Origin of the sequence: Streptomyces sp. NBC_01445, assembly GCF_035918235.1 — a bacterium.
Classification (GTDB): domain Bacteria; phylum Actinomycetota; class Actinomycetes; order Streptomycetales; family Streptomycetaceae; genus Streptomyces.
Map to the genome: position 1 here is coordinate 2,305,582 of NZ_CP109485.1, position 25,378 is coordinate 2,330,959.

At 69.6% G+C, this 25,378-nt stretch carries 21 protein-coding genes; all 21 read left to right on the forward strand.

All coding sequences use genetic code 11. The features are described from left to right. Nucleotides 1-991 precede the first annotated feature (991 nt). The 21 genes from OG574_RS10750 (at nt 992) to OG574_RS10850 (ending at nt 25,164) form a co-directional block, all read left to right on the forward strand. The gene (locus OG574_RS10750) at nt 992-1,897 is read left to right on the forward strand and encodes a conjugal transfer protein (protein WP_326772989.1); all 906 of its coding nucleotides are present in this window, start codon (nt 992-994) and stop codon (nt 1,895-1,897) included. Next, on the forward strand, nt 1,894-2,226 hold the full coding sequence (locus OG574_RS10755) for a hypothetical protein (RefSeq protein ID WP_326772990.1): 333 nt from the start codon (nt 1,894-1,896) through the stop codon (nt 2,224-2,226). The genes OG574_RS10750 and OG574_RS10755 overlap by 4 nt, the downstream gene beginning before the upstream one ends. After that, complete coding sequence (locus OG574_RS10760; RefSeq protein ID WP_326772991.1) at nt 2,223-2,765, forward strand: hypothetical protein; 543 nt, start codon at nt 2,223-2,225, stop codon at nt 2,763-2,765. Before OG574_RS10755 ends, OG574_RS10760 begins: the two co-directional genes overlap by 4 nt. Further along, nucleotides 2,765-5,458, forward strand: coding sequence for an ATP-binding protein (locus tag OG574_RS10765; protein ID WP_326772992.1), 2,694 nt, complete (start codon nt 2,765-2,767; stop codon nt 5,456-5,458). The genes OG574_RS10760 and OG574_RS10765 overlap by 1 nt, the downstream gene beginning before the upstream one ends. After that, the gene (locus OG574_RS10770) at nt 5,455-5,868 is read left to right on the forward strand and encodes a hypothetical protein (protein WP_326772993.1); all 414 of its coding nucleotides are present in this window, start codon (nt 5,455-5,457) and stop codon (nt 5,866-5,868) included. Before OG574_RS10765 ends, OG574_RS10770 begins: the two co-directional genes overlap by 4 nt. After that, complete coding sequence (locus OG574_RS10775; protein ID WP_326772994.1) at nt 5,868-8,660, forward strand: hypothetical protein; 2,793 nt, start codon at nt 5,868-5,870, stop codon at nt 8,658-8,660. Before OG574_RS10770 ends, OG574_RS10775 begins: the two co-directional genes overlap by 1 nt. Then, nucleotides 8,657-9,832 carry a C40 family peptidase gene (locus tag OG574_RS10780; protein ID WP_326772995.1) on the forward strand — a complete coding sequence of 392 codons (1,176 nt, stop codon included), beginning with the start codon at nt 8,657-8,659 and terminating at the stop codon, nt 9,830-9,832. The genes OG574_RS10775 and OG574_RS10780 overlap by 4 nt, the downstream gene beginning before the upstream one ends. Before the next feature lie 269 nt (nt 9,833-10,101). Then, the gene (locus tag OG574_RS10785) at nt 10,102-10,506 is read left to right on the forward strand and encodes a hypothetical protein (protein ID WP_326772996.1); all 405 of its coding nucleotides are present in this window, start codon (nt 10,102-10,104) and stop codon (nt 10,504-10,506) included. Further along, the gene (locus OG574_RS10790; RefSeq protein WP_326772997.1) at nt 10,473-13,103 is read left to right on the forward strand and encodes an ATP/GTP-binding protein; all 2,631 of its coding nucleotides are present in this window, start codon (nt 10,473-10,475) and stop codon (nt 13,101-13,103) included. The genes OG574_RS10785 and OG574_RS10790 overlap by 34 nt, the downstream gene beginning before the upstream one ends. 488 nt (nt 13,104-13,591) lie before the next feature. After that, nucleotides 13,592-14,143, forward strand: coding sequence for a hypothetical protein (locus OG574_RS10795; RefSeq protein WP_326772998.1), 552 nt, complete (start codon nt 13,592-13,594; stop codon nt 14,141-14,143). A gap of 272 nt (nt 14,144-14,415) precedes the next feature. After that, nucleotides 14,416-15,015 (forward strand): ATP/GTP-binding protein, encoded by a 600-nt coding sequence (locus OG574_RS10800; protein ID WP_326772999.1) that lies wholly within the window; start codon nt 14,416-14,418, stop codon nt 15,013-15,015. Nucleotides 15,016-15,061: 46 nt separating this feature from the next. After that, nucleotides 15,062-15,745, forward strand: a complete 684-nt coding sequence (locus OG574_RS10805) for an SAF domain-containing protein (protein WP_326773000.1) — start codon at nt 15,062-15,064, stop codon at nt 15,743-15,745. Nucleotides 15,746-15,747: 2 nt separating this feature from the next. After that, nucleotides 15,748-16,623, forward strand: a complete 876-nt coding sequence (locus OG574_RS10810) for a MinD/ParA family ATP-binding protein (RefSeq protein WP_326773001.1) — start codon at nt 15,748-15,750, stop codon at nt 16,621-16,623. Then, on the forward strand, nt 16,616-18,178 hold the full coding sequence (locus tag OG574_RS10815; RefSeq protein ID WP_326773002.1) for a CpaF family protein: 1,563 nt from the start codon (nt 16,616-16,618) through the stop codon (nt 18,176-18,178). The genes OG574_RS10810 and OG574_RS10815 overlap by 8 nt, the downstream gene beginning before the upstream one ends. Before the next feature lie 109 nt (nt 18,179-18,287). Further along, nucleotides 18,288-19,205, forward strand: coding sequence for a type II secretion system F family protein (locus tag OG574_RS10820; RefSeq protein WP_326773003.1), 918 nt, complete (start codon nt 18,288-18,290; stop codon nt 19,203-19,205). Further along, entirely contained in the window at nt 19,202-20,095 is an 894-nt protein-coding gene (locus OG574_RS10825; RefSeq protein ID WP_326773004.1) for a type II secretion system F family protein, read from the forward strand. The genes OG574_RS10820 and OG574_RS10825 overlap by 4 nt, the downstream gene beginning before the upstream one ends. 33 nt (nt 20,096-20,128) lie before the next feature. Continuing rightward, nucleotides 20,129-20,317 (forward strand): hypothetical protein, encoded by a 189-nt coding sequence (locus tag OG574_RS10830; protein WP_326773005.1) that lies wholly within the window; start codon nt 20,129-20,131, stop codon nt 20,315-20,317. A gap of 127 nt (nt 20,318-20,444) precedes the next feature. Next, the gene (locus OG574_RS10835) at nt 20,445-20,789 is read left to right on the forward strand and encodes a TadE family protein (RefSeq protein ID WP_326773006.1); all 345 of its coding nucleotides are present in this window, start codon (nt 20,445-20,447) and stop codon (nt 20,787-20,789) included. Next, on the forward strand, nt 20,786-21,238 hold the full coding sequence (locus OG574_RS10840) for a TadE family protein (protein ID WP_326773007.1): 453 nt from the start codon (nt 20,786-20,788) through the stop codon (nt 21,236-21,238). Before OG574_RS10835 ends, OG574_RS10840 begins: the two co-directional genes overlap by 4 nt. A 68-nt stretch (nt 21,239-21,306) precedes the next feature. Continuing rightward, nucleotides 21,307-21,693: a pilus assembly protein TadG-related protein gene (locus OG574_RS10845; protein WP_326773008.1), complete on the forward strand. Its 387-nt coding sequence runs from the start codon at nt 21,307-21,309 to the stop codon at nt 21,691-21,693. 9 nt (nt 21,694-21,702) lie between these two features. After that, nucleotides 21,703-25,164 (forward strand): LysM peptidoglycan-binding domain-containing protein, encoded by a 3,462-nt coding sequence (locus OG574_RS10850; protein WP_326773009.1) that lies wholly within the window; start codon nt 21,703-21,705, stop codon nt 25,162-25,164. Nucleotides 25,165-25,378: the final 214 nt, after the last annotated feature.

Consider the following 25,378-nt stretch of genomic DNA (forward strand, 5'->3'; position numbering starts at 1 on the left):
CAGCACCACCCCGATCGCGCGCTGCGCAGCGGCCTCTGGGGACCCTGCGCAGCGGGGACCCCAGAGTGCGCAGTCAGCGTGCGCAGCGACTGCGCAGCGGAGGTTGCGCAACATCGTGGGTGCTCTTTCACGGTAACTGCGCACTCCCCGCGCCGGTACGCGTTTGGTTTTCCAACGCGTACCGGCCGCCTCGGCCGATTCCGCGTCACCCGGTTTCGAGGGCGCCGCGGCGACTGGCCGCGCCCGGTGCCGTCCGGCGACCGGTACGCGTTTTGCGGGGGCGGATATGCACGCACTGAAACGCGTACCGATCTACAGAACCCTCAGGTCACAGACCCAGTCAGACGTACCCATCGTCAACAGAACCCAACGGGGCGCTCAGGTACTGGTACGCGTTTTTGCCGTACCGCTCTAGCCGCCCGGTACGCGTTTTGGCGGGCGCCGCAGGGGTGTTCGGGTCTGTCGCAGTCGACCGGTACGGGTTGCGCAGTACCCGGTGCGCACCGCGCCTCGATCGGCAGTGCGCAGCTGGTGTCGGGGCCGGGCGGGGCCTTCTGCGCAACTCCCGGGCCCCCGTTGCGCAGCGAGCCCGAACATCTGCGCACACTGCACCGCGAGTACGGGTTCCGTAGGGCGCTACGCAGTCGTGGGCCGCGCCGTGGCACGGGCACCGGTCACTGCGCAACGGGTCGTGAGGACGCTGCGCACCACACTGCGCAGCTTCTTAAGACGAGGGTGCGCAGTCGGCCGTCGGACGCTGCGCAGCCCCGGAGTTGGACACGTTGGGTGAAGGCTCGCCGGGCCTGTCGACGACCGGTACCCGTTGGGGCGGGCGTCAGAAGAAGGGCGTACCGAAACGCGTACCGGTTTGCGTACCGGTCCATCGTGACCAACTCGCAACCGCAGGCCCCAGAAACCGGTACGCAAATCGGTACGCCTTGCTGGGTTGGCTCATGGCATCAACTGCTTCTCCGACTCGGGGAGTTCGCCGATGCCAGCACCCACCGTTGAGGCGCCGCCGACCGCGGCCGGTCTCGACCTCCACCGCACCCGCCGCACCGTCCGTCTCGGGCGAGCCTGTGTGTGGGTCTGCCTTATGGCCGGCCCGGCCGCCTTCGCCCTGGCTCTCGCCCAGCCGACCACCACCGTGGTCGCCCAGGGCGCCCCCGCATCAGCTCGCACCAGCTCTCCCGCGGCGGCGCCGGCCGATCCGTCCGGCTATGTCGCCGAGTTCGTCGATGCCTGGCTGCGCTCGGATAGCAACACCCCTGACAGCGCCTCTGCGCTGCGCGCCGCGCAGTTCGCCCCCGACGTCGCGCTGCCCGAGCCGGGTTCGGGGGTGAAGGCCCCGCAGGAGGTGACCGCGGTACGCAGCGTGCACCGCAGCGGCAGCCAGTGGTCGGTGACCGTAGCTGCCCAGTACGCCGACACGGTCCGCTACTTTGCCGTGCCGGTCACCGCATCCACGTCCGGCGGCGCCATCGCTGTTACCGGCACCCCTGCTCTCGTGGCCGCACCGGCCGTGGCAAAGGGTGCGCTCTCGGCCTACCGGGTCGAGGTGCCTGACGGGCCGCTGACCGACACTATCGGAGACTTCCTGACCGCCTACCTTGCGGGCAGCGGCGACGTCGACCGGTACCTCGCCCCGCAGACTTCCCTGGTTGCGGTCACTCCGGCAGTCGCCGATCAGGTCGACGTCGAGACGGTCACCGCGCGGGAGGAGGCGGCGGCCGCCGAAAAGGTGGCCTCCGACGGCACTCGCGTGCATGTGACGGCGAGCGTGGTCGCACACACGAAGTCTGGGACGTGGCCGCTGGGCTATGAGCTCACCCTGGCGGGGCGTGGCGGGCGCTGGGAGATCGCCGAGCTCACCTCGGGCGGGGGTGCGGCGAAGTGAGCACGCTGCACCCGATGGTGCTCGCCGGGCAGCTCAATGACCTGGGCGACAGCTGGATCGGCATGTTCAAGGGCTGGGCCACCAATGGCCTGGCCGTCGTGCTGCTCGTCATCGTCCTCTACGTACTGATCACCCGGTTCAGTCTCAAGGCCGGGGTCGGAGCGCTGCTGTTGATGGTGCTCGCGCTGGGCATTTACCAGGCCCGGCAGGACCTGGCGGACAAGGTGGAGGACGAGGTCAAGAACCCGGCCAAGGGAGCAGCCCAGCTGCACGTGCCCTACCTGCCGGGGTTCGTGACCGTGCACGGGCCGAGTCGGGGGGCGTCGTGAGCGCGGGCGAGCCGGCGCGTACGGTCCGGTTCTATACGAGTGCGCGGCGTCTGCCGTGGGTGATCGGGAAGTTCGCCGACTGGAAGATCCCCTTCGGGCCGTTCAACGCGGTGCAGATCGGCGTGATGTCGATCGGCGGCCTGGTACTGGTGCGGACTGCCTCGTACTGGTGGTCGCTGCTGGGCCCTGTGCCCGTCGTCCTGTGGGTGGCTGCGCTCTTCGTGTGTCGCCGTCACAAGGTCGCCGGCCGAACCCCGGTGGGCGCAGCAGTTGGCGTGGGGGCCCGCCTGCTTCAGCCGACCGGCGGCCGGATCGGTGGCCGAGCCGTTCGCGACCGCCGTGCTCAGACACTCACCGGCACCTTCACCCTGCAGACCCTCACGCCGGACCAGGCCGTCGCCGGAGAAGCTCGCGACGCCGTTCCCGGGCGGCGTGCCGCTCGCCGTGCGGCACGACCGCAGTCCGCAGCGCCTGCCGTCGTGCGCCGTCCCCTCTCCCCGGGCCAGGCCGCTCTCCTCGTAGCGAAGGGACAGGGCTGATGCGTGTTCCCATCCGTCACATCGCCGGGCATCTCCTGTGGTCCGCTGAGGGCTACACGTGGGCCGTGTACCGCCTGCACCCTGGCGCGGACGAGCCCGGCCACAGCAGCGAGGCCGTCACCGGTGCCTACCTTCCGGCTGCGGTCCGTGAGGAGCAGCTGCAGCGCATCACGCACCTGGTGCGTTCCCTGTCGGGTGAGCCGCGGCTGTTCGGGGTGTGCGCGCAGGTCGACCCCTCCGAGGTGGCATGGCGCATGCTCGAAGGCCTGCACGACGACGAGAGCGGCGAGTTGGTGCCTGAAGCGGGGCCGTGGGTCGAGCATGTCGAAGCCGCGCTCGACCTTCTGGACGGGCAGGAGATGCACCGCCGCACGCTGTGGCTGGCCGTGCCCCTCTCCAGCGATACCAAGGGCGGGCGGGGCATAGTCCCACGCGGCCTCGGGGTCGGTGCGTTCGGCGAACTGTCCGAGTCTCTCGGTCTGAAGCCGTCGCCGGTCAGTGACACCGATCTGGCGCGGGCGGGTGAGAAGGCCGCGCAGATCGAGGCGCAGATGGCCGGAGCGGTCCCCTTCCGGCCGGCTCGTCCGGCCGAGATTGTCTGGCTGATCCAGCACGCGCTCCATCGCGGCATCGGTGAACCTCTTCTGTCCGAGGCCGCCTCCAGTGGCCTGTATACGGGACAGGTGCGGGACGGGCTGCTCGTGTCCCCCAGTTACGCGGACCTCGGCCAGGTCCGCCTCGAGGAAGGCGGCTCACCGCGCGCCGCGGACGCGGAAGGTGGCGGCCGGCGGGCGCTGTTCGGGGGGTTCCTCAAGCGGGGCGGCACGTCGGGGGTGACGGGTCGGCAGTGGTGGAAGGAGGCGACGTCGCCGCTCCGCCGCCGGTGGCTGCAGGTCGAGACTCCGGAGGGAACCGGCTATCAGGCGCATCTGGTGCTGGCCGAATGCCCGCCCGCGCTGTCCGCGCAGGCTGCCGATCTTTTCGCGCAGCTCGACGTCCTGGACTTCCCGGTCGACTTCACCGTCGCTCTCACCTTGGTGGAGGCCGCCGAGGCGCGGCGCAAGATCCAGCGCAAGCGCACCGAGCTGGTCGACCAGGTCGACCAGTACGACGCCCGCCCCACCGGTCTGCCCTCCGACATCCCGGAGGCTGCCCGGGACCTTGGCGAGATGGACGCGCGTCTGGCGCGGACCTCGGCCGAGGTCGAGGTCCAGTCGGTCACGGTGTTGACGGTGTGGGCGCCGACGTCGGCCCTGTGTGATGCCCGGGCGCGTGCGCTGGAGAAGCTGCTGGCCGGTGTCGACTACCGAGTTCTCCGGCCGGTCGGTTTGCAGAGCCAACTGCTCACGCTCGGGCTGCCGGGCAGCGTCCGCCCTCTCGCGGTGCGGGAGTTCACCCAGCACCAGCTCGCGGAGGACTGGGCGATGTCCGGCGCTTTCGCCCGCAGCGAGGTCGGGGATCCGAACGGGATCCTGCTCGGCTTCGATCTGGACTGCGGCACCGCCCGCCCCGTGATGGTCAACGTGGCGGATGCACCCAAGCAGGACGCGAGTGCCTCACTCGCCGTCGTCGGGGATCTCGGCAGCGGCAAGAGCGTCCTGCAGAAGAACGTGCAGAGCGCGGTGGTCGACCGTGGGGCGCGCGCCATCTGCATCGACCGGACCCCGGTGCGCGAGTGGGCCACGTTCGCCAAGGGCGCCGCCCCGGACCGATGTCAGGTCATCGACGCTGCGCAAGCCGAACTGTCCATCGACCCGCTGCGCCTGTTCCCCGGACCCGAGGGCCGCCAGTACGCGCTCAACTACGTCCTCCTCCAGCTCGGTATCGGAGCCATGACGGTGCAGGGTGAAGTCCTGCACCACGCGGTCGAGCAAGCGGCGGGCCAGCCCGACGCCTCGATGGCCAAGGTCGTCTCTGTTCTGGCCGAGACGGCCGCGGCCGGCACGGGCAAGCGCAGTGACGCGGCCGCATCGGTGGCGGGGATGCTGAACCTGGTCACGAGCAACCCGCTCGCCGCCATGATCTTCGACCCGACCCTGCCGATCGCCCGCCTGCACGGCTCGAGCACCGCCGATCTGATCGTGATCACAACGGCCGGGCTGACGCTGCCTCCGAAGCAGGCGTTTGGGAACCCGGAGATCCTCCACCAGCAGCCCCTCGAAGCATTGATCGGCCGCGCGGCGCTGTACCTGATCGCGGCGATGGCACGCCAGGCCGCGTTCGCTGACCCGTCCCGGTTCTGCGCCGTGGTCACCGACGAGCTGTACTGGCTGACCAGCTCCGCCGAAGGCACCGCGCTCGTGCACGAGATCCTGCACGACGGCCGCAAGCACAACGCCGGACTGTTCGCCGGGTCCCACGACGAGAAGGAACTCGGTCCCGACCGCGGGCTGTTCGCCTACAAGGCCCTGGCCCGTACGACGGACCGGGAGCGTGCCCGCCGCGGCCTGAACTTCATCGGTCTCGATGGCCGCGACGAGGACCTGGTGCGCCTGGTGACCACCAACCTCTCCCCCGTCGGTGTCACCGAACGCGCCGGCGAGATCCTCCTGACGGGCCCGCGCCAGAACACCGGCCGGATCAAGGTCCACATCCCCGGCGTGGAGCGCATCGCCCGCCACATCACCACCACCCCCGGCAAGAGCCGCGCCACGGCCGCCGCTCCGCGCGTGAACAAGGAGGTGTCGGCGTGAGTAGCCGTCTGTGGGGACGCCGCCGCGCGCTCGCCGCCGGTACCGGGACCGGCACCGTGATCGCCCTGCTCGTTGCCGCGATCCTCTTTGTCATCGCCGCGCCTGGTGTCCCTTCGGCCTGGTGGCCGCAGACCGGGGACGCGTTCGCTTCCTCGCCCAGCGCTCCATCCGACGCGGTCACCACGCCGGTTCAAGGCGCTGCACACGGGCAGGCACCTGCCGCCACACCGTCCCACGAGTCCGAGGTGTGTGACGCGATCGTGGGGCCGGCGCACAGCTACTGCCTGGGTGCCCCGGCCCCACAGTCCTCCAGCGGCAAGATCACGCTGGCTGATGCGTGGCCGCTGGGTGTCCTCGGGGTCGGCATCGCGGCCCTCTTCATTGTCAGCCGCCGTGGTCGGGGGCTGTGATGCGGCGCCCGGATCGCGGCACGCTGCGTGCGGCCGGCTTCGTCGCGCTGTTGGTGACGGTGTTCCTCACGGTGAACACGTCGGCCGCCTACGCCGCCACCAGTGCGAGTGCGGAAGGCGGGCTGCTGTCCCCGCTGGAGCTGAACACCTCCGAAGGTGTCTCCCTCAAGGGCTACGAACTCGGGGCGCAGGGCGGCAGCATTTTCTCGTTCTCGACCAACTGGCAGGCGATGATCCTCGGCGGCTTGTTCACCGTGGTCCGGGTTTTCGTGGGGTTGGCGTGCTGGGCGATCGAGGTCGCCTACCGCTTCCCGCTGCTGAAGGTGCTGACGAAGCCGGCGCAGCGGCTGTCTGAGATCTACACCGAGACGGTTGTCGATGATCTCGGCCTCAAGAGCATGCTGCTGGCGTGGGCGTTCGTGTTCGGGCTCGTCCTGGTGGTGCGCGGCAAGCATGCCAAGGGGTTCGGTGAGATCGCGCTCACGCTGGTGATCGGAGCATTGGCCGCCTCGGTGTTCGTCACGCCGAACTTCCTGCTCGGCAAGGACGGTCCGATTCTGCAGACCCAGTCAGCTGCAGCTGAGGTCGCCCAGACGACCGTGAACGCCCATTCCTGGGGCGGCAAGATCTCCTCGGACGATCCGTGCGCGACCGTGTCCGGGCCTGCGTATCAGACGTGCTACGACGCCCAGGACGCCAAGGCACCTGAGGCGCAGAAGATCGCGAAGCCGATCCAGGACGCAGTGACCAACTCCCTCGTGGTCAAGCCCTTCATGCTGCTCGAATACGGCCGGATCCTCGACCCGGCCACTCCGGCCGACCGCAAGGCCTACCAGGTGCACCTGAAGTGGGTGTCCGGCGGCTACGACACCAACGACGGCCCGAAGGACGAGGACAAGGACGATCCCTGCCGTCTGATCAAGGGCCCGGCCAGGCAGTACTGCGAGCGCGAGCCCGGCGACAAGGGTCCCGACACGCTGCCGGAACTGACGCCGGGCGGCAAACTCCTCGATGAGGTCGCTCCGGTCCTGTCCAAGCACGACCAGGAGTTCGCTGCCTTCCTCAAGGATCTGAAGAGTGCGGGGCCGGTCGGCAAGAAGTGCGCCGAGTACGCGGAGCAGCCCACCTGGTGGCGCGTCTCCGGCGTCGTCATGGTGTTCATCGCAGCCCTGCTGATCTGTGCGCTGCTTCTGTCTGCCGCCATGGTCCTCGTGGGGATCACGGCGGTGTGCGCGGGGGCCGCCGCAAGCGGCGGGGTGTGCTTCGTGTGGGGCATGCTGCCCGGCCCGAGCAGGTCAGCGGTGTGGAAATGGCTGGCCCTGTTCGGGGTTTCGATGGCCGCGATCCTCGCCGTCGCCGCGTTCATCCCGGCAGTCGGGATCACCATCGACGTCATTCTGACCGACGGGCCGGACCTGCTGGCCGAGCGCCTCCTCCTTATCGATGTCGTGGCGCTCGTTGGCCTCGCCTTCCACCGCCGCCTCCTGATGGTGATCACCTCGTTCAGCCAGCGCCTCACGCTGCGCATGCGGTACGCGAAGATCGGCGGCAGCCATATGGCGGGCGACTCTCAGTTGGGGGCCGCGCTCGCCATGAGCGGCGCGGAGGGCGGCTTTTTCACCGCGGGGTCGCTGCGCGGCCATGGCAGGACGGGGCTCGGCACGGGCGGCCTCCTGCAGGGCGTGCTCGGTGGTCTGAGCGACGGGGCCGGGATGCCGGGCGATCCGGCGCGGCTGCTGGCCGACGCAAACGCGGAGGCCTCACGCGGCCTCGCCCCTGTCGGTGCGGCTGTCCTGGGGGCCCGTCTTGTCACGGGTGGTGCCTGGGCAGCGCTGGTCGGGAGGAATCCGGGCGCTGCCAAGCTCAACTCCCTTCGCAAGCCGACGGCTGAGGACGATGTCAACGGGAGCGCCAATGGCAACGGAGGTGCCAGTGGGCAGGGCTCCACGTCTGCGGGAGGGCTCAACAAGGCTGCTGGCGGGCCTCGGGACCGCTATCGCGACGACGACGGGCGGGTTATTGACCCGGACACGGGCGAGGTCCTGCACGATCAGAAGACAGACGGCACGCTCTTGTCGACGCGCGCCCACAACCGCCTGGTGCGCCTGAGGGGATATCGCATCGCCCACCAGGGCGGCCGCATGTTCTACGGGGCGACGATGGGCTTGCCCGTCACCGCCCGCACCGCCCGGACCAGCGCTTCCCGTGCTACGGGCGACGCCCGACAGCAGTTGAGAGTGTGGAGCAACACGCTGCGTCAGGACGGCCGCTCCTGGGGCAGCATGCTCCAGCAGCCCTCCAGGCAGCCATCGTCCAGCAGCGGCCGCATCACCGGCACCTCCAGCGGCACCACCGCACGCCCCGTACGGGCGACGGCCGCCGCGGCCGCACCCACCGGGCGCACCGGGACATCCGGCTCGAGCGTCCCGAACCCTGCTGCTGCCACGTCGTGGAGCACGGTGACTGCACCGTCCGGACCCAGGGCCGTCGGTCCCAGGCTGAGCCCCGCTTCGGGGAGTGCGGGGACTCCGGCTTCCGGCCCTGGGGCCGTCGGTCCCAGGCCTCGCCCGAACGCAACGCCCCCGGCGCAGCCCCAGCCTGGGCTGCAGCCGCCTCCGGCGGGCAGTACAGGGCGCGTGTCTGGCTCGCCGCGGCGGCGCAGCGGTGGGCTCGGCTCCTCCGATGCCGCACGACAAGCCGCGCAGGACATGTTCCGTCGCATCCAGGAGAACAACGCCCGTAGCCCGCGTCCCGCTGATGACACGGACCAGGACGGTGGTGACGACGAGTGAACAGTCGCCGGCCGCAGCGCCGCTCACGCCGTTTCCTCAAGTGGGGCCTGGTCTTGGGCCTCTTTCTCGCCCTGACCGTAAGTTGCATGGCTCCCTTGTCCGGCGCGGCCGACAGACTGGCCTTGCTGTCCCAGCAGGACAACGCCGACGTGGGCCTCGCCGGGGCCGGCAGCAGCGCGGACATTCCGCCGCGGATGCTCGAGGCCTACAAGAACGCCGTGCAGCTGATCGGTTCGAGGGTGCCGCATTGTCGGGGGATGCGCTGGCCGGTCCTGGCCGGGATCGCGAAGGTCGAGTCCAACCACGCCTCCGGACGCTACATCGCATCCGACGGCGACATCCGGCCCAAGATTTACGGAGTGCTGCTCAACGGCTCTGGCGCGGGCGGCAACACCAGCGTGTTCACCGACACCGACGGCGGGAAGTGGGATGGCACCGCTTCGGGTGAACGCGCGGTTGGCCCCTTCCAGTTCATGCCCGCCACCTGGGAATCAACAGGCCAGGACGGCAACAAGGACGGGGACCGGGACCCTCACAACGCGGATGACGCCGCGCTCGGCGCGGCCGTGTATCTGTGCGGGCGCGGGCGCAATCTGCGCAAGGCGGGCCAGCTGCGGGCTGCGATCTTTCAGTACAACCACAGCAATGAGTACGTCGCCAACGTCAGCGGCTGGATCAGCCAGTACAGCGCTGCCGCTGGGGCCGGTGGCAGCGGCGGCCTCAAGGGCGTCTCCGGCAAGGCGCGGACCGTGCTCGAGGCCGCTCTCTCGCAGCGCGGCACTCCGTACTCGTGGGGCGGTGGAAACGCCGCCGGCAAGTCGACCGGATCGTGCTGTTCACCCAGCGGCAAGTCCGGCGCAGGCATCGAGGGATTCGACTGCTCGGGGCTGACGACGTTCGCGTTCGCGCGGGCAGGGATTCGGCTGCCGCGCACGGCGGCAGCCCAGGCCGGGCGTGGCAGGCGCATTCCCGCGTCGGCGGGGCAAGGGGCGTTGCACCCGGGCGACTTGGTGTTCTTCGGCTATGCCCAGGGGCGGGATTCGACGATCTATCACGTCGGGATTTATCTCGGCGGCGGGCAGATGGTCAACGCCGCCCGCCCCGGCACCTTCGTCCGGCAGGACCCGGTCGATGCCATGCCCGGCTACGCAGGAGGAGCCCGACTCCTATGACACAACGTCCCGCACCGAATGGGGCGCGCCGTGGCGGCCCGTGGCTGCTGCTCGCGCTGACGGTGGCGCTGGCCGCTCTCGGCGGGGTGCTCCTGCTTTCCCCGGTGCGAGCCGATGACGCAGCGGGCTCGAGTAGGGCAGTGCGCTCCGCTGCGGCCACCGGAGGTTCCACTGGCGCCCCCGACGGGCGGCCTGCGCCGACTGACGTGCATCCCTCTGCGCCGACTGCCCAGACGTCTCCGGCGACGAAGAGCGCGCAGGCAGTTGAGTTGCCACCGCGCGGTGAGGGCAGGGCCGGGGACCGGCAGATCCAGGAGGTGCTGGAGCGCTCCTGGTCGGCCGACCTCCCAGGCGAGCAGGCCACGACTCTTCTCGCCATGGCCAGGAAGGTCCTGCTCGCCGACGCCACTGGCCTCGGCCGCGGCCAGTTCCCGACTGCCTTCCCTGAGACCGCCGACCGTGGGGGCGCCGTGGTGCCGGCGTTCACCCGGATCCGCATCCAGGCCGCCATCGCCCGCCAAGGCACCCGCCCGGGCCTGGCGGTGGTGCACCTGGTGTGGGCCGGGGCCGACCGCGGCGGCACCTACACGGAGGGCCGCCTCACCGACGTCCCCTTCCACCACGCTCGAGGAGACGGCACATGGACTCCCCTGCCGCCCACCACCACGTCATGACACGCCTCGCTCTGCCCGACGCCGTCGACGTCGCCTTCATGCTCGGCCACGGCCTGTGGTGGTTGCTCGTGCACTGGTACGTGCCCCTTGCCCTGGTCCTGGCGGGGTGGGCCGTGTGGGAGGTGATCACGCACAAGGTGGCGGCGAAGGCCTCGCGCGAGCGGTGCGTGCTGCAGGTGACACCCGCCCCCTACTTTGATCCGGATGAGGAACGCGTGCTGCGGCAGGGGATGGCGGTGTTGCAGGCCGCGAACACGCTGCCCTGGTGGGCGCCCAAGCGCAGCCGCGCGGTACGCATCCGGCTGCGCTCGGACGAACACCATCCCCTCTCTTACCAGTTGGAAGGGCCCGCGGGCGCGCAGAAGTTCCTGCGCACCAGTTCCTTCGGTGACGCGGTGACGATCAGCGCCCGGGATCCGGCGGCCGACATCCCGGATGACGGCCGGAAGTTCGAGGTGCGCTCGGAGATGGTGCTGCGTGGTAATCCGGCCGCCTACTTGCGCAAGGTGCCCCTGGACCCTGACCCGCTGCAGCCCATCGTGGACGCCGTGTCTGCGCTGAAGACGGAGCTCGGCGACCTGGTGGAGATCTGTGTCGATCTGCAGCCCGCTCCGCGGTGGGCGCTGCGCCTGCAGCGGCGGCAGCTGGTCCAGCGGGCCCGCGGCGAGGAGCAGAGGGAGGCCAGCGCCGTCTCACGGTGGTCGCGCCGGGAGGCCGCCGCGGCCGCCGATTCCTTGCGCGCCCTCGCCAGCGGCGACACGAAGACCGCCCCCGTGGTGATGCCGCAGGCCCGGCGCATCGACCGGGACAAAGTGCTCGGCAAGCTCGCCAGCGACGCTCCCCTGGCCCGGGTGCAGATTCTGATCCGCTGCGCCTCCGACCGCGAGGGCCGCGCCAGGGCGTTGGCCTCCCAAGTTGGGGCAGGTTTCCAGGTGTTCACGAGTGAGGCGCGACTGGCGTCGCGCGGGATCCGCCTGCTGGGCTGGCACTGGGGCCCCGATCAGTGGCCGTTCAAAACGGGCTGGCAGCGCCGGTGGGACAGCGGACAGAGCCGCCCGCCGCGCGCGAACCTGGCCCGGCTGCCGGAACTCGCCGGGCTGCTCAAGCCGCCCACCGTGCATTGCCGTCTGCCGCTGCTGCCCGCCCAACTGCCCACGTTCGAGGCCGACAAGATGAGCGAACTGCTGCTGCAGGGCGCCGTCGTAGAGGCCGACGGCACCCGCCGCCTGATCGCCACCTACGAACAGGAGACGCTTTTCGAGACCGGGCTGGGCAAGGCCGGCGGCGGCAAGACGGAACGCGCGCTCGCACAGGCCATCATGGTCGCCCACGCGGGCGGTGGACTGCTGTATGTGGACCCGCACCGCGACTCCTGGGACCGCGCCGCCCCCTACCTCGCCCACCCCGACATCATGGACCGCATCCAGCTCATCGACCTCAACCCTGGCGGCGGCACCGATCCCGTGGGCAGCTGGAACCTGCTCGACATGAGTCACACCCGGCCCCGGCACGACGTCGTCGCCTCCGTCGTCGACGGCCTGGCCGCCGGCATGAACTGGGACGACACCCAGACCCCTCGAGGCATCACCATCCTCACCTCCTGCGTCCAAGTCCTGACCGCCCTCAACAGCCGCGCCTGCCGCAACGGAAAACCGCAGGCCCAGGCCACCGTGTTCCACATCCGGGCCCTGCTCACCGACAAAGACTTCCGCACCCAGGCCCTTCGCACAGTGCTCGGCGACCTCGGCGAGGACACGACCAGCTGGTGGACCACCGTGTTCCCCACCCTGTCCTTCGACGCGTTCGGCATCATCCTCAACCCCCTCACCCGCCTGGCAGCAAACCCCGTCTACTACGCCTTCCTCGGACAGCCCATCAGCCACTTCGACCTGCGCACCGCCATGGACCACAGACGAATCGTGTGGATCTGCACAGCCGGCAACAGCCCCACCGACCGCCTCCTGTCCTCCCTGATCGCACACGAACTGCTACGCGCAGGCCGTTCCCGAAGGGACACCCCGACCGGCGACCGCGTCCCGTTCCGCGCCTACCTCGACGAACTGATCACCATCGCCGGAAGCGCACCCGAGTCACTGGCCGCCATGTTCGAAGACCTCCGCAAATTCAAGGTCCGCATCCACGGCATGACCCAGGCCCTGGGACGCCTGCCGCAGGCCGTACGCGACGCACTCCTGCAGAACGCCTCATCCCTGGCGACGACCACCGGCTCCCGCAAGGTCATCGCCTCAATCACCGCCGAGTGGGGCGACAAGCCCACCCCCGAGCAGGTGATCGCGCTGCCCCGCTACCAGCACTACGCCTCATTCACCGTCGACGGCCAACGCATCGGCCCCCTACGCCTGCACGGCATCCACCTCGACGACGACTTCAAAAAGCTCGCCCGCCCAAAGGCCGTCCCTGCCCTGGTCAACGCCGCACAGAAAGGCGCCGGCAGCCGCCCACAGACCGAACAGAGCACTCGCGCCGCAGCCCAGACCGACCACGTCCGCGCTCACCTCGGCGAGACCACGTCCTCATCCGGCACCGGGGCGACGCCGACCACAAGCGTCGTTGCCCTCACCAAATCGTTCAACTGAAGAACCAGACAGCCACACAAGCAGCTACAGGGGTGGAACTGCGCGCAGTGCGGAGCACGCCTGTACCGAGACTGTCATCTCGGTTATTTCGCACCAATAGCGATCCGCTGCTCGCGTCCACGGAGCTCTGGGCTTGCGCTCCGCTCTGTCGGTGGCCGTCACCGGCAGCGGTGGTAATTGAAAGTGGTACAGCAATTCCGCGAAGTCGCTGAATCGCAGGGCAACTTGTCGACATGCGTTCGGGTTGTGACCGGGTAAGTCCCGAGTTGTGAACGGTAACTTACTCATTTTGCTTGGGTTGTTGGATGGCATATGCGTAACCTTCTGACCACGCAAGCGCATCTGTGCAGCTCGCCCAGGGTGCCCGGGTGCGAACGAAGATGGCGCACCAGTCGTGCCCCTACTGCGTGCTCAAACGGGGAGGCAATATGAAACGCCAAGCAAACCAGAATGCGCATTCCGCTTTTCGCTTCCGGAACCAGGCCGCCTTGAGTTTCGCGCTGAGCGCCGTCCTCGTGCTCTGCGGATGTGGCTCATCTGCTGGCGGCGACAATCCATCTGCTAAGTCCCCGGCGACGCCCCCCACACCCTCGGAGTCCTCGACCAAGGCCGATCCAGAGGCAGCGGAGAAGGCCTCCGTTCTCGACTCCTACCAGCGCATGTGGGCAGAGCAGATGAAGGCGTACCACAAGGCGGACGCCAAGGGAACAGACCTCACGAAGTACGCGTCGCTCGACGCGCTGGGAAAGTTCCGCCTGGATCTGGCACACATGAAGGAGAACAGCACCGTCATCAAGGGCGAGCTAGGCCACCAGGACACCAAGGTGTCCGCGCTCGATATGAAGGCCAAGACCCCCAAAGCGACGGTGACCGACTGCGTGGATCTGTCCGCCTGGCAGACCTACGACGTCAAGGCCAAGAAGGTCATCCCTCTCCCGAGCAACCAGCCAATGCGGTACATGGCCACCGCCAAGGCGGAGCGCTGGAACGGCCACTGGATGGTGACTGACTACACGCCGGACGGGGAGCGGAAGTGCTAAGTCGAGCAGCCGTGGCCGGGGTCATCCTGGCCGGGGCATTGACGTCGGGGGCGTACGCGGACGACGGTGGTCCAACCGTAGGTAACGACCAGGGCTGTCGGGGTTCGACGCTTTCGGTCACCGTGTGCGCGCAGGCTGGTGGCCACACACCTGGTCACGGCGGATCCCGCGAAGCCACGGGCGCGTCCAGCACCTCAGGCAGCGGGAAGTCAGCGGCCCCCAAGTGCACCTATTCGAAGCTCGACCCGCAGCCGCCGGCGAGCAACCTGGCGATGCAGGACGGCGAGCGTCAGGGCGGCAAGGGCGCGGTCTATCAGGTCCTGTGCCCAGGTACGGCGCGTGTCGGGACGGTGTGGATTCCCGCTGGTCAGCCCGCGGAGCCCCAGATCGACCCCGAGGTCCTGGCCCGCCGCGCGGCGGACTCCATGAAGCTGGTCGGCCCGGAGATCGCGAGCCCCCGAGCGGCAGGGAGGTACGTGGTGGGCATGCCCGCGTGGATGTGGGTCGACGAGTCGCCGACCACCTTCGGACCGAACACGGCTACGGCGACGGCCGGAGACGTGAGCGTCACGGCGACGGCGAAGGTGTCGTCGATCCGCTGGAACATGGGTGACGGCACCGAGCCTGAGACCTGCGATGGGCCTGGAACCGAATATCAGGCGTCGATGGGCAAAGCGAAGTCCCCAGACTGCGGCCACGTCTACGAGCAGGCGTCGACGACCAGTAGGGGCGGCAAGTTCCACGGCACTGCGACAGCCACCTGGACCATCGACTGGCAGGTGACCGGCGCTCCCGCCAACGCCGGACAGTTCACCGAAGTGCGAGCGAGCCAGTTCTCGGTCGCTGTGCACGAGGTGCAAGTAGTCAACTGACATCGCGCGACGCCCATCGTCCCCTTGGAAAGGCACCCGACCCGTCATGGATATTCCTGCTGCGCCGACGGTTCCGCGCCCGCAGGCCCCTGCCCGCGCCGAGATCCCTATCACCACGAATCCGCCGGTCAAGAAGCAGCGCCGGTGGTCCGCCGCCGCGCTGTGCATCGTCCTGACCGTCGTGGCAGCACTGGGGGCAGCCGCGGCCGTCAACTCGGCGAGCGACCGCACCAGGGTGCTCGCCATCGCACGGGACGTGCCGGCCGGACGCGCCTTGACGGACGCCGACCTGGTGATCGCCGACGTATCCGCCGACGCGTCACTCACTCCCATTCCGGCCGCTGAGAAGGCCACGGTCTTGGGGAAGAGGACCGCCGTCGACCTGCGCAAGGGTGGCCTCCTGCAGACCTCTCAACTGGCCGCCGGCACCGGGCTTGGCGACGACCAGGAGCAGGTCGGTGTGCAGGTCAAGCGCGGCATGGCCCCGGCGGGGACGCTCGCCCCCGGTGACAAGGTCCGCGCGGTGACCACCCCCGCCCAAGGCGGAGAGCCCACGAAGAAGGGCACCCCGCCCGAGACCCTCGAGGCCACAGTCGTCTCCGTCTCCAGCCCGGACGCCACCGGCACCGTCGTGGTCAACCTCGCCGTAGCCCCCGACGACGGCCCCGTACTGGCCAGCCGCGCCGCCCTGGGCCGCGTCGCGCTGGTCCGCGAACCGCGAGGTCAGTGACCATGCCCGTCATCTGCCTCGCCTCCGCCAAGTCCTGCGGAGTCACCACCACGGCGCTCGCCCTCACCTTTGCGTCCGCCCGCCCCTCCCTGCTCGCCGAATGTGACCCGGCAGGCGGCACGATCCGCGCCGGGCTCTTGCAGAGCCAGGTCAGCGCGGGATACGGGCTCTACCACCTGGCGGCCGCCGAACGCGTGGGACAGGTCGAGCTGGCCAACGCGTTCACCTCGCACCTGTGGCCGCTGGACGGCCCAAGCGGCCACCGCAAGGTCCTTCCCGGGCTGACCGATCCGGCACAGGCCGCGGCCCTGAGCCGGACCTGGCCCGCACTCTCCGACGTCCTGCACGTCATGTCCGAATCCGTCGGCCACGACGTATTCGTCGACACAGGGCGCCTGGCCCTGGAATCCGGGCACCTGCACCCCACGCTCACGCCCGCGCCGCTCCTGCACAAGGCCGACCTTGTCCTGCTCGCGGTCCGCGGCACCGAGCAGGGCCTGACCCTTGCCCGCCACCTCATCCGGCCGCTGCGCACCGAACTCGAGGAACACGGCTCGGGAGCCGACGCCGTCGGGCTGCTCCTCATCGAAGAAGGCACCTTCCGCTCCCACCAAGTCGCTGAGGCGCTGGAAGCCCCCGTGCTGGCCGCGCTCCCCTGGGACCCGGACACCGCTGCCTACCTCAACGCCGGCGGGAAGCCGCCCCGGGGCTTCGACCGCACCCCGCTGCTGCGCTCCGCCCGCACCGCAGCAGAACACCTCGAGGCCATTGCGTCCCGTCGCCGCATCCAGCAGCAATACCCCAGCCCCCCGGCGGCGCATCCACAGCTCGCCGGCGTCCTGGACCGGCTCGCAGCGCCCGGAGGTGCTCGTGGCTGACACTCACCAGCGTCCGGGAGTCAACGGGCAGATCCCCGCCCCGCTCGCCGGAGTCGAGCTCGCGCACCTCATCAGCGGAAAGCTCGGAGAGCGGCGCACCGCCCCTGCGGCCCCCACCCCCACGGCCCCGCCCGCTGTTCCGGGCGGCAGCAGCAGCCCGGCGGCCGTGCCGCGCCTGGCGGACCTGCCCGTCGAACTTCTGCCGGTCAGCTGGGAGGTGATCGAGGCTCTTCAGTCCGAGGTGTCCACTGAGCTGAGCAAGCGTGATCCCGAACGCACCATGGCCGAGCCCGACCGGCGGGCCTTGGCACGCTCGCTCACCAACACGGCCGTCGCCGACTGGGCCACCAAGTACGCCCAGGGCAACACCCCTTTGACCCGCGACGAAGAGGGCCGCATCGCGACCGCGGTCTACGACGCCATGTTCCGCGGCGGACGACTGCAGTCCCTCCTCGACGGGGAGGGTGTCGAGGACGTCATGGTGGACGGGCTGACCGCGCACGTGGAGTATTACGACCGGCCGCGTCGCACCATCGACAAGGTCGCCGACTCCCATGACGAGCTGATCACGTGGGTCAACAGGATGGCGGGCCAGTCCGGTCAAGGTGAACGCGCCCTGACCCAGGCAACCCCTATGGTCGGCTTCCGGATGCCGGACGGCTCGCGCGTTACCGCCAGCCTCCTCACTAGCCGGCCTTCGGTGGTCATCCGTAAGCACCGGATCCGCCAGCACGGTATCGCCGAGCTCGTGAAGTGGCAGTCGATCAACCCGCTCCTGGAGGCCTTTCTCGTCGCCTGTGTCCAGGCACGGATGAACATCCTCGTCGTCGGTGACATGGGCGCAGGCAAGACGAGCCTGCTGCGCGCCCTGGGCCGCGAAATCCCGGCCGCTGAACGGCTGGTGACCCTCGAATCCGACCGCGAGCTGTACCTGGACGAGCCGGGCCCCAAGCCGGGGCCGGTCACCTTCGCCTTCGAGGCCCGCCAGTCCAACGGCGAGCGCAGCTCCGGCGACCGTCTCGCTGGCGAGGTCACGATCGCGGATATGTTCGCCACCGCGCTGCGCTACAACGCGACCCGCGTCGTCGTCGGGGAGGTTCGCTCCACGGAAATCGTGCCCATGCTGCAGGCCATGTCTGCAGGAGGATCGGGCTCGATGTGCACCATGCATGTGCGGCGGCCGCACGCGATCGTCTCGCGCCTGGTCCAGCTGTGCACGGAGGCCGGCATGGCCACCGAGGCCGCGCACCACCTCATCGCATCCGCCATCGACGTCGTCGTCTACCTCACGTACCTCGACGAGACGGGGATCGGCGGGCGCAAGCACCGCTTCGTCTCTCACGTCTACGAGATCCACGATGTCGTCGGGGAGGCCGGCCGGCCCACCACCACGGAGCTGTTCGCTCCCGCCGGCAAGGATCCGCGCGGCGTGTTCCAGAACATGCCGTCCTTCATCGACGACCTGGAACTGACGGGCAGCTTCTACCGGCAGTGGCTCACCGACAACCCGCATGGAGCCTGGGGACCGCCCCTGCAGACGGTAGGCCGACGATGACCCGCTACGCCGCACTCGAATTCCCAGTGGAGACCGCGCCCGCAAGCATCGCGGTGGCGGAGCTCCGTGCTGCCGCCGGGGACGACCAAAATCGGCTCTGGAGGGACCAGTGACAATCTCTCAGCTCGCGCTGGTTGCTGCCTGCTGCGCGGTTCTGACCGTCTTCGCCGCGATCGCCGCCGTGCGCGAAATCCGCGGCCGCGTCCCCGACCCGGTCAAGCCGCCTTCCCGACTTGCCGCGCGGATGCGCCGCGCCAAGGCTGAACTGCCCGAGACCTGGCAGCGCCGCTGGCGTCCCCTGGTCATCACGGCAGCCGTCGCGTCCCTTCTCGTCTGGGCGTACACGGGCTGGCCTGTCCACGGACTGCTGGCCGGTGCCGCCATCCTGGGCCTGCCCTTCGTGCTCCACCCCGGCGGCGCCGCGCAGGCCCGCATCGAACGCCTGGAAGCACTCGCCCAGTGGCTCAACCACCTGGCCGGGGTCCACACCGCGGGCATCTCGCTGAGCCAGACGGTCCGCGCCTCCGCCAAGAACGCTCCGGGGCCGATCGCCCCCAACGTGCAGCGCCTCGCCGACCGGCTACGCACTGGCATGGATGCCAGGCTCGCCTTCGCGATGTTCGCCGACGAGCTGGCTGACGGCGTCTCCGACCACGTTGTACTCCTCTTCCAGTCCCACGCCGTCTATAAGGGGCCCGGCCTGGCAGACGCCCTCGAAGCGCTCGCGATCACCATTCACCAGCAGGCAGCGGACGCACGCGATGTCGAAGCCGACCGGGCCTCGGTGCGTAAGTCTTCCCGGCAGGTCTCTCTGGTCATCAGCGTGGTGGTCATCGGCTGCATGCTCAACCAGGCCTGGTCGGGCTGGTACGCCAGCCTCGTCGGACAGATCGCGCTCATCGTCCTGGGCGGTCTGTTCGCATGGACCCTGTCGTGGCTGCGCCGCATCGCCCGCACAAAGCCCGACCCGCGCCTGCTCGACCCGCTGCCCGCCCACCTGACCGCCCTGGAAGGCGCCACGCGATGATCCCCATGGACGCGGTCCTGCCCGCAGCCGCGGCCGGCGTACTCATCGGCCTCGCAGTGCGCGCCGCTCTGCCGCCGAAGCCCGATCTGGCCAGCACCCTCCACCGGCTGGACGCCGGCCACTTCACCAGCCCCATGCCCGTCGCTGCCCCGCCCGGTTCTCGTGGCCTTCCCGAACGCGTCGGTGCGCGCTTGCTGGAGGAATTCGGAGTAGGTATCCGGCTGCCCGTCAGCGACCTGAACCTGCTGCGGATCACCCCGGCGGAACACCTCGGCAAGCGCGTGCTGTTCGCCTTGTACGGCCTGCTGCTGCCGCAGCTGGTACAGGCGCTGTTGGCGCTCGCCGGTGCCCCCTTCCCATATGCCATCCCGGCTGGCCTGTCGCTCATGCTGGGCGCCCTGTTCTGGTTCGGGCCAGGACGCGATGTGAGGGCCGAGGCCGCCGCCGCGCGCCTGATCGTGCGGCACGCCGCCGCAAGCTACCTGGAACGTGTCGCCCTGGCCAGGGTCGCGAACTCGGGGGCCGGGCAAGCCCTGACGCAGACCGCCGAAGTCGGCGACGGCTGGATCTTCCAGCGCATGCGGACGGTGTTCGACCACGCCGAACTGGCCGGCATCGCTCCATGGGACGCACTCAAGCAGCTCGGCGAAGAACTCGACATCCCCGAACTCACCCGACCCGCCGACACCCTGGCCCTCGCCGGCGATGGCGCCGCCGTCTACACGACCCTGCAGGCCCAGGCCCGCCAGCTGCGCATCGCGCTGCTGTCCGACTCCAAAGCCCAGGCCAACGAGGCGAGCGCCGCGATGGTCCTGCCCGTCACCCTCGCCGTGATCCTCATGCTTGCCTTCGTGATGATCCCGATCGTCAACACGATCCTCGCCAGCTGAACTGGCGACCTGACCAAGGAGATTGACCACCTCATGGACATCCCGACCCTGACGGCATGGATCCGAGCCCGTGCCGAACTGCTGCGCACCGCCTGCGACCGCGGTGCCACCAGTACCGAACTCGCCGTCCTGGCTGGCGCCCTTCTCGTAGGAGCGGGCCTCCTTGTCGTCGCGATACGCGCCAAGCTCATGGAGAAGATCGGCATCATCAACGGCGGCTAGCACACGGGATCTGACAACCATGAGACACCGACCGCGAACGGAGGGGAAGCCGGTGGGAAGCCGATCAAGCAGTACGGGGACGGCCAAGGGCCGTAGCCGGTGGCGAGCCGATGAAGGTGTGGGCAGCGTGGAACTGGCCACCCTCGCTCTGGTCGTACTCATGCTCGGCTTTACCACCATCCAGGTCGGCCTCTACTACCACGCTCGCAAGGTCGCCCAGTCCGCCGCCCGTCAGGGCGTGGACGCGGGACGGCAGTTCGGCGCCGGCCCAGGCGACGGCGCCGCACAGGCCCAGCAGTACCTGGCCCGCTACGGCAACTCCGTTCGCGGCGCCCACATCTCCACCTCCGGCAGCAGCGCCCAGCAGATCCGCATCACCGTCACCGGGAACGTCGCCACCCTGGTCCCTGGTCTCGAACTGCACGTCACGCAGCACGCGGACGGGCCCGTCGAGCGCTGGACCAACCCATGATCCGCCGCCAGGAGTTGCTGCGCCGCCTGCTCGGGAGCGATGGGGGCAGCTATGCGCTGGAGACCGCCGTCCTGGCCCCGGTCCTCATCGCGATCCTCGGCCTGATGATCGCGTTCGGGCGGGTCACCGATACCGAGGGCGCCGTCGACTCCGCCGCACACGCTGCAGCCCGCGCTGCCTCCCTGGAACGCGACGCTGCAAACGCCCAGAGCCAGGCGCAGAATGCGGTCACCCGCAGCCTGGATGGTGAGGGCATCACGTGCCGCACCTCCAACGTCACCATCAACACCGGCGGATACGCCGCAGGTGCCGGGGAGGCAGCTACGGTCACCGCGACGATCTCCTGCACGGCGAACCTGTCCGACATCGCCGTGCCAGGCCTGCCCGGATCCAAGACGTTGACTGCCTCCTGGACCAGCCCCATCGACACCTACCGGGCCCGCCCATGAAACTCCGCTCCCGGCTCAAACAGCTTTGCAGCGCGCTGACGGATCGACGCAAACGTGATCGCGGTTCGATGTCGCTGTTCTTCGCCGTGACCACAGTGGCGATCCTCATGGTGATGGGGCTCCTCGTGGACGGTGGCGGCGCCCTGAACGCCTCCAACCGGGCCACCTCTCTGGCCCAGGAAGCCGCCCGCACCGCAGGCCAGCAACTCGACCCCGCACAGGCCATCGAGGGCACCGCCATCACCATCGACCCCGACGCTGCTCAAGCCGCCGCCCAGGACTACCTCGCCGCGGCCGGCGTACAGGGCGACGTGACGATCGACGGCGGCGGAAGGAACCTGACCGTCACGGTTCACGACACCTACAACACGTACTTCGCGCAGCTCGTCGGCAAGGGAACCATCAATGTCACCGGCACAGCGACCGCGCATCTGCAGACCCAGGCTGGAGGCTGAGCCCGCACCATGGCCCACCGCACCCCCGCTCCCCTACGCGCACTCGGCATCCTCGCCCGCGCGCTGCTCGGCCTGATCGCCCTGGTGGGCCTGACCGCCGGTGTCCCCTACCTCCTCATCCGGGTGGGACAGCTGCCCACCAGTTTGTCGGGGGGCCTTGGTGCGCTGACGCAGCCCGACGACGGCACGCTCTTCTTTGCCGTCCTCACCGTCATCGGATGGCTCGCGTGGGCGGCGTTCACCTTCTCCGTCCTCGTTGAGATCATCGCCCTCGCACGGCGGCGCTCCGCTCCCCGCATCCGCGGCCTGGGCGGCCTGCAGTCCCTCGCCTCCCTCCTCATCGGCGGCATCGTCCTGCTGATCCCCACGGCCGCCTCGGCGGCCACCAGTGGACCCGCCGTCGCTGCCACCTCCGTGCACACCGTGGAAACAAACAGCGCCGGCGCCACGCCGAGCGCAAAGCCGCACGCACCGTCCGCTTCCGTCGAAACCAGTGGTCGGCAGCACACAGTGGCCACCTCCACCGAGCTGCCGTGGGATCTGGCCGAGGAGTATCTCGGCGACGGCAAGCGCTGGAAGGACATCGCCGCTCTCAACGACATCCCCCAGCTGACGGCCGGCGACCAGTACCTACCTCGAGGCGTCACCATCGCCTTGCCCCCTGACGCACGTCCCAAGGCCACGCGTGCCGGCTCCGAGGCACGCCAGAGCCCGGCGGCCCCATCACAGCAGCAGGCCGGTGCGCAGCGCCACGAAGAGGAGGAATCGGAGGGGGGTCTGCATGCGCAGAGCGCAGGCGCCGGGCGCACCGCCCAGGTGCACGTCGTGGCCGCGGGCGACTCCCTGTCCGGGATCGCACAGGAGGAAACTGGCGATGGCTCCAACTGGCCACAGTTGTACAAGGCCAGCCGCGGAGCGCAGCCGCACGGACTGCCCCGCATCACCGATCCAGACCTGATCCGCCCCGGCCAGCGCATCACCATCCCAGCCGCCACCACGCCGCACGACGACCAGGATTCCGACTCCGGCCACCACGATGACGAGGGCCAGGAGTCCGACGCTCACACGCAGCAGCCGCCGCGCACCGGAGACGGATCAGATCACGACGGGCGTGACTCTGCCGACGAGTCGGATCGTGGCGGCGATGCCGGCGCGTCCGGCGTGACCAAGCCGCCGGCGTCCCAGCCCTCTGCACAGCGCAGTGGGCCCCCGGCGTCTGCCTCGGCCCGGCCCAAGGAATCTGCCCGACCGTCGGCGCCTGTTACCGCCTCCCCGTCGGCGTCGGCTCCCGACCAGGAGCGCGTCCCCGCAGCATCGCAGGGTGCCGACGGCACCCAGTCCTCTTCGGCCGTCTCGACGCGGACGGCTGTGGGGGCCTTCGCGTTGCTGGCCTCAGCCCTGACCGGCATGCTCGCCTTCAGGCGGCTGCGGCAGCGGCGCTCGCGCAAACCGGGACAGACGCTGCCTGAGATCGTGCCAGCAGCGGCAGAGGCCGAGTTGGAACAGGCGGCCCACGACGGAGCTGACGGCGTCGCGCGTCTGCAGGCCGCGCTGGCTGCGCTCGCCGCCCAATGTGAGGGCGCTCCCCCGCTGCTGCGGGCCGCACGCATCACCGCAGACGGGATCCAGGTCCTGCCGGACGACGTTTCTGCCGCCCCGCAGGCGCCGTTCACCACCGCGCTCGCCGGCTGGTGGCACCTGCCCGGCGACGTCGACCTTGCGGTGCCCAATGAGGGCGCTGAGCCGCCGTATCCGGCGGTGGTCACGCTCGGCACCGACACCGCGAACAGTCTGGTGCTGGCGAACTTGCCTGCCTGGGAAGTCGTCCTCGTCGACGGTGACCCGGTTGCCCGCGCCGAGACGATTGCCTGCATGGCCGCGGAGCTCGCGCTGGGGCCCCATGCGGATCACGTCGAGGTCGTGGCATCCGGGCTGGGCGGTATGGGCGCCGACCTTCAGGCGTTCGGTGTCCAGTACCTGCCGGACGTGCCGCAGGCCGCCGGGGCGTTCGCCTCGCGGATCCTGGAAGCCCACCAGGACCCAGAAGACCGTGGGGTCCCGTACGTCATGCTGTGCGGCGGTGACCTGGACGCAGACACCGCCTGGCAGATCGCTGAAACTCTCGACCGGTCCCGCGACTTGACCCCGTGCGTGCTCGTGTTGCCCGCCAGTGCCGCATCCGTGTTCCCCGACGCGGAGATCCTGGACGCCTCGGCCAGCACGCCGCAGCGCGTAAGCGCCCTCGGCACCGATGTCCTCCTGCAGCGCCTGGACGCGGCGTCCATCGCTCAACTCGCCGCCGCCTACCGCCAGACCAGCCGCCCGGCGGAAGGACCTGAGGGCGTGTGGGAGCACGTCCCACCGGAGCCCATCGAGGTACCCGAATCGGCCCCCACCGTCCATTCGGTCCCCGACCCGCAGCAAGACAGCAGTGACCGTCTCGGGCCGGTGCCCGCTGGCGATGCAGCAGGCCAGCACCAGGACATCGCGGCCCTTCGCGAAGACACGGACGCCGCGCAGGCGCAGCCGGTCGCGTTCCAGGCCCTGCTGGATACTGCGGGCGACCCAGGCCAGGCATCACTCAAAGCGGTCCCGCCCGCACCCGCTGCGGAGAACGAAGAGCCTGCCGAGCGGATCGGGCCACGGTTCCTCATCCCGCCCGTCCACTCTCTCCTGGCTGCCGAGCGCACCCCGCCGATCCCCGAGACCAATGCCGACAAGGCCCTCACCGAGGCCGGGCCGGACGACACCGCCCCCCGGCTGCGGGTCCTGGGCACACTGGAAATGCAGAATGCCGGTGACCTGGAACCCCGCCTCATTGAGCTCGCCGCGCACCTGCTGCTCAAACCACACAGCAGTGCCGAGAGGCTGTGTGAGGACCTGGGCGACGGAGATCCCTGGTCGCCCAAAACGCTCGGCTCGCGCCTGCGGGACCTGCGTACCAGACTCGGCGCGGACGTCGACGGCAACCTGTATGTGCCGCAGCGCAAAGGCAAGTCATCTCCTTACGCTCTCTCGGACAAAGTCCGCTGCGACTGGCGCGAGTTCGAGCGGCTCGCGAAACTGGGGGTCAGCCGTGGCGAGGACGGCCTCAACTACCTTGAGCGTGCCCTGGCAATGGTCGACGGTGTCCCGCTGGGCGAACATCCAGCCTCGTGGATGAGCGGACTGCGCAGCGCTATGCAGGCCCGCATCGTCGACACCGCACACCACGTGGCCAGCTACCGCACGCAGGACGGCCGGCATCAGGACCTCCCCAGCGCCCGGCAGGCCTGCGCCATCGGCCTGAACGCCGACGGCCACTCCGAAACCCTCTACCGAGCCCTGATGCGCGCCGAGGCCGCAGCAGGCAACCGCACCGGGCTGCGTGCCGCCATCGCACGATGGCAGGACGCGAACCGGCACCTGACTCGAGACCAGATCGACAAGAAGACCCAGGCGCTCGTCGACAAGCTGCTCGCAGCCTCCTAAGACGGCACCCAGCGAAGAAGCCGCGAAAGAGCACCTGCAGGAGACGTTCGCCACGGAACCGGGCCAGAAGCAGCGTGCGCGCCAAAAAAGCAGTTATACAAGGACATTTCGCCTGGGTCTCACTGGCACTTCAGGGAATGCCGATCAGGCGTACATGACGCGCAGGACAGTGACCTAGGGGTTGGCTCACGGCGGCTGCACGGTGGGGGCGGCT

Bases quoted from the DNA above. Each gene is read 5' to 3' on its own strand.
- OG574_RS10750 (WP_326772989.1), top strand. From the start codon at position 992: ATGCCAGCACCCACCGTTGAGGCGCCGCCGACCGCGGCCGGTCTCGAC.
- OG574_RS10765 (WP_326772992.1), top strand. From the start codon at position 2,765: ATGCGTGTTCCCATCCGTCACATCGCCGGGCATCTCCTGTGGTCCGCT.
- OG574_RS10775 (WP_326772994.1), top strand. From the start codon at position 5,868: ATGCGGCGCCCGGATCGCGGCACGCTGCGTGCGGCCGGCTTCGTCGCG.
- OG574_RS10790 (WP_326772997.1), top strand. From the start codon at position 10,473: ATGGACTCCCCTGCCGCCCACCACCACGTCATGACACGCCTCGCTCTG.
- OG574_RS10800 (WP_326772999.1), top strand. From the start codon at position 14,416: ATGCAGGACGGCGAGCGTCAGGGCGGCAAGGGCGCGGTCTATCAGGTC.
- OG574_RS10805 (WP_326773000.1), top strand. From the start codon at position 15,062: ATGGATATTCCTGCTGCGCCGACGGTTCCGCGCCCGCAGGCCCCTGCC.
- OG574_RS10810 (WP_326773001.1), top strand. From the start codon at position 15,748: ATGCCCGTCATCTGCCTCGCCTCCGCCAAGTCCTGCGGAGTCACCACC.
- OG574_RS10825 (WP_326773004.1), top strand. From the start codon at position 19,202: ATGATCCCCATGGACGCGGTCCTGCCCGCAGCCGCGGCCGGCGTACTC.
- OG574_RS10830 (WP_326773005.1), top strand. From the start codon at position 20,129: ATGGACATCCCGACCCTGACGGCATGGATCCGAGCCCGTGCCGAACTG.
- OG574_RS10840 (WP_326773007.1), top strand. From the start codon at position 20,786: ATGATCCGCCGCCAGGAGTTGCTGCGCCGCCTGCTCGGGAGCGATGGG.
- OG574_RS10845 (WP_326773008.1), top strand. From the start codon at position 21,307: ATGTCGCTGTTCTTCGCCGTGACCACAGTGGCGATCCTCATGGTGATG.
- OG574_RS10850 (WP_326773009.1), top strand. From the start codon at position 21,703: ATGGCCCACCGCACCCCCGCTCCCCTACGCGCACTCGGCATCCTCGCC.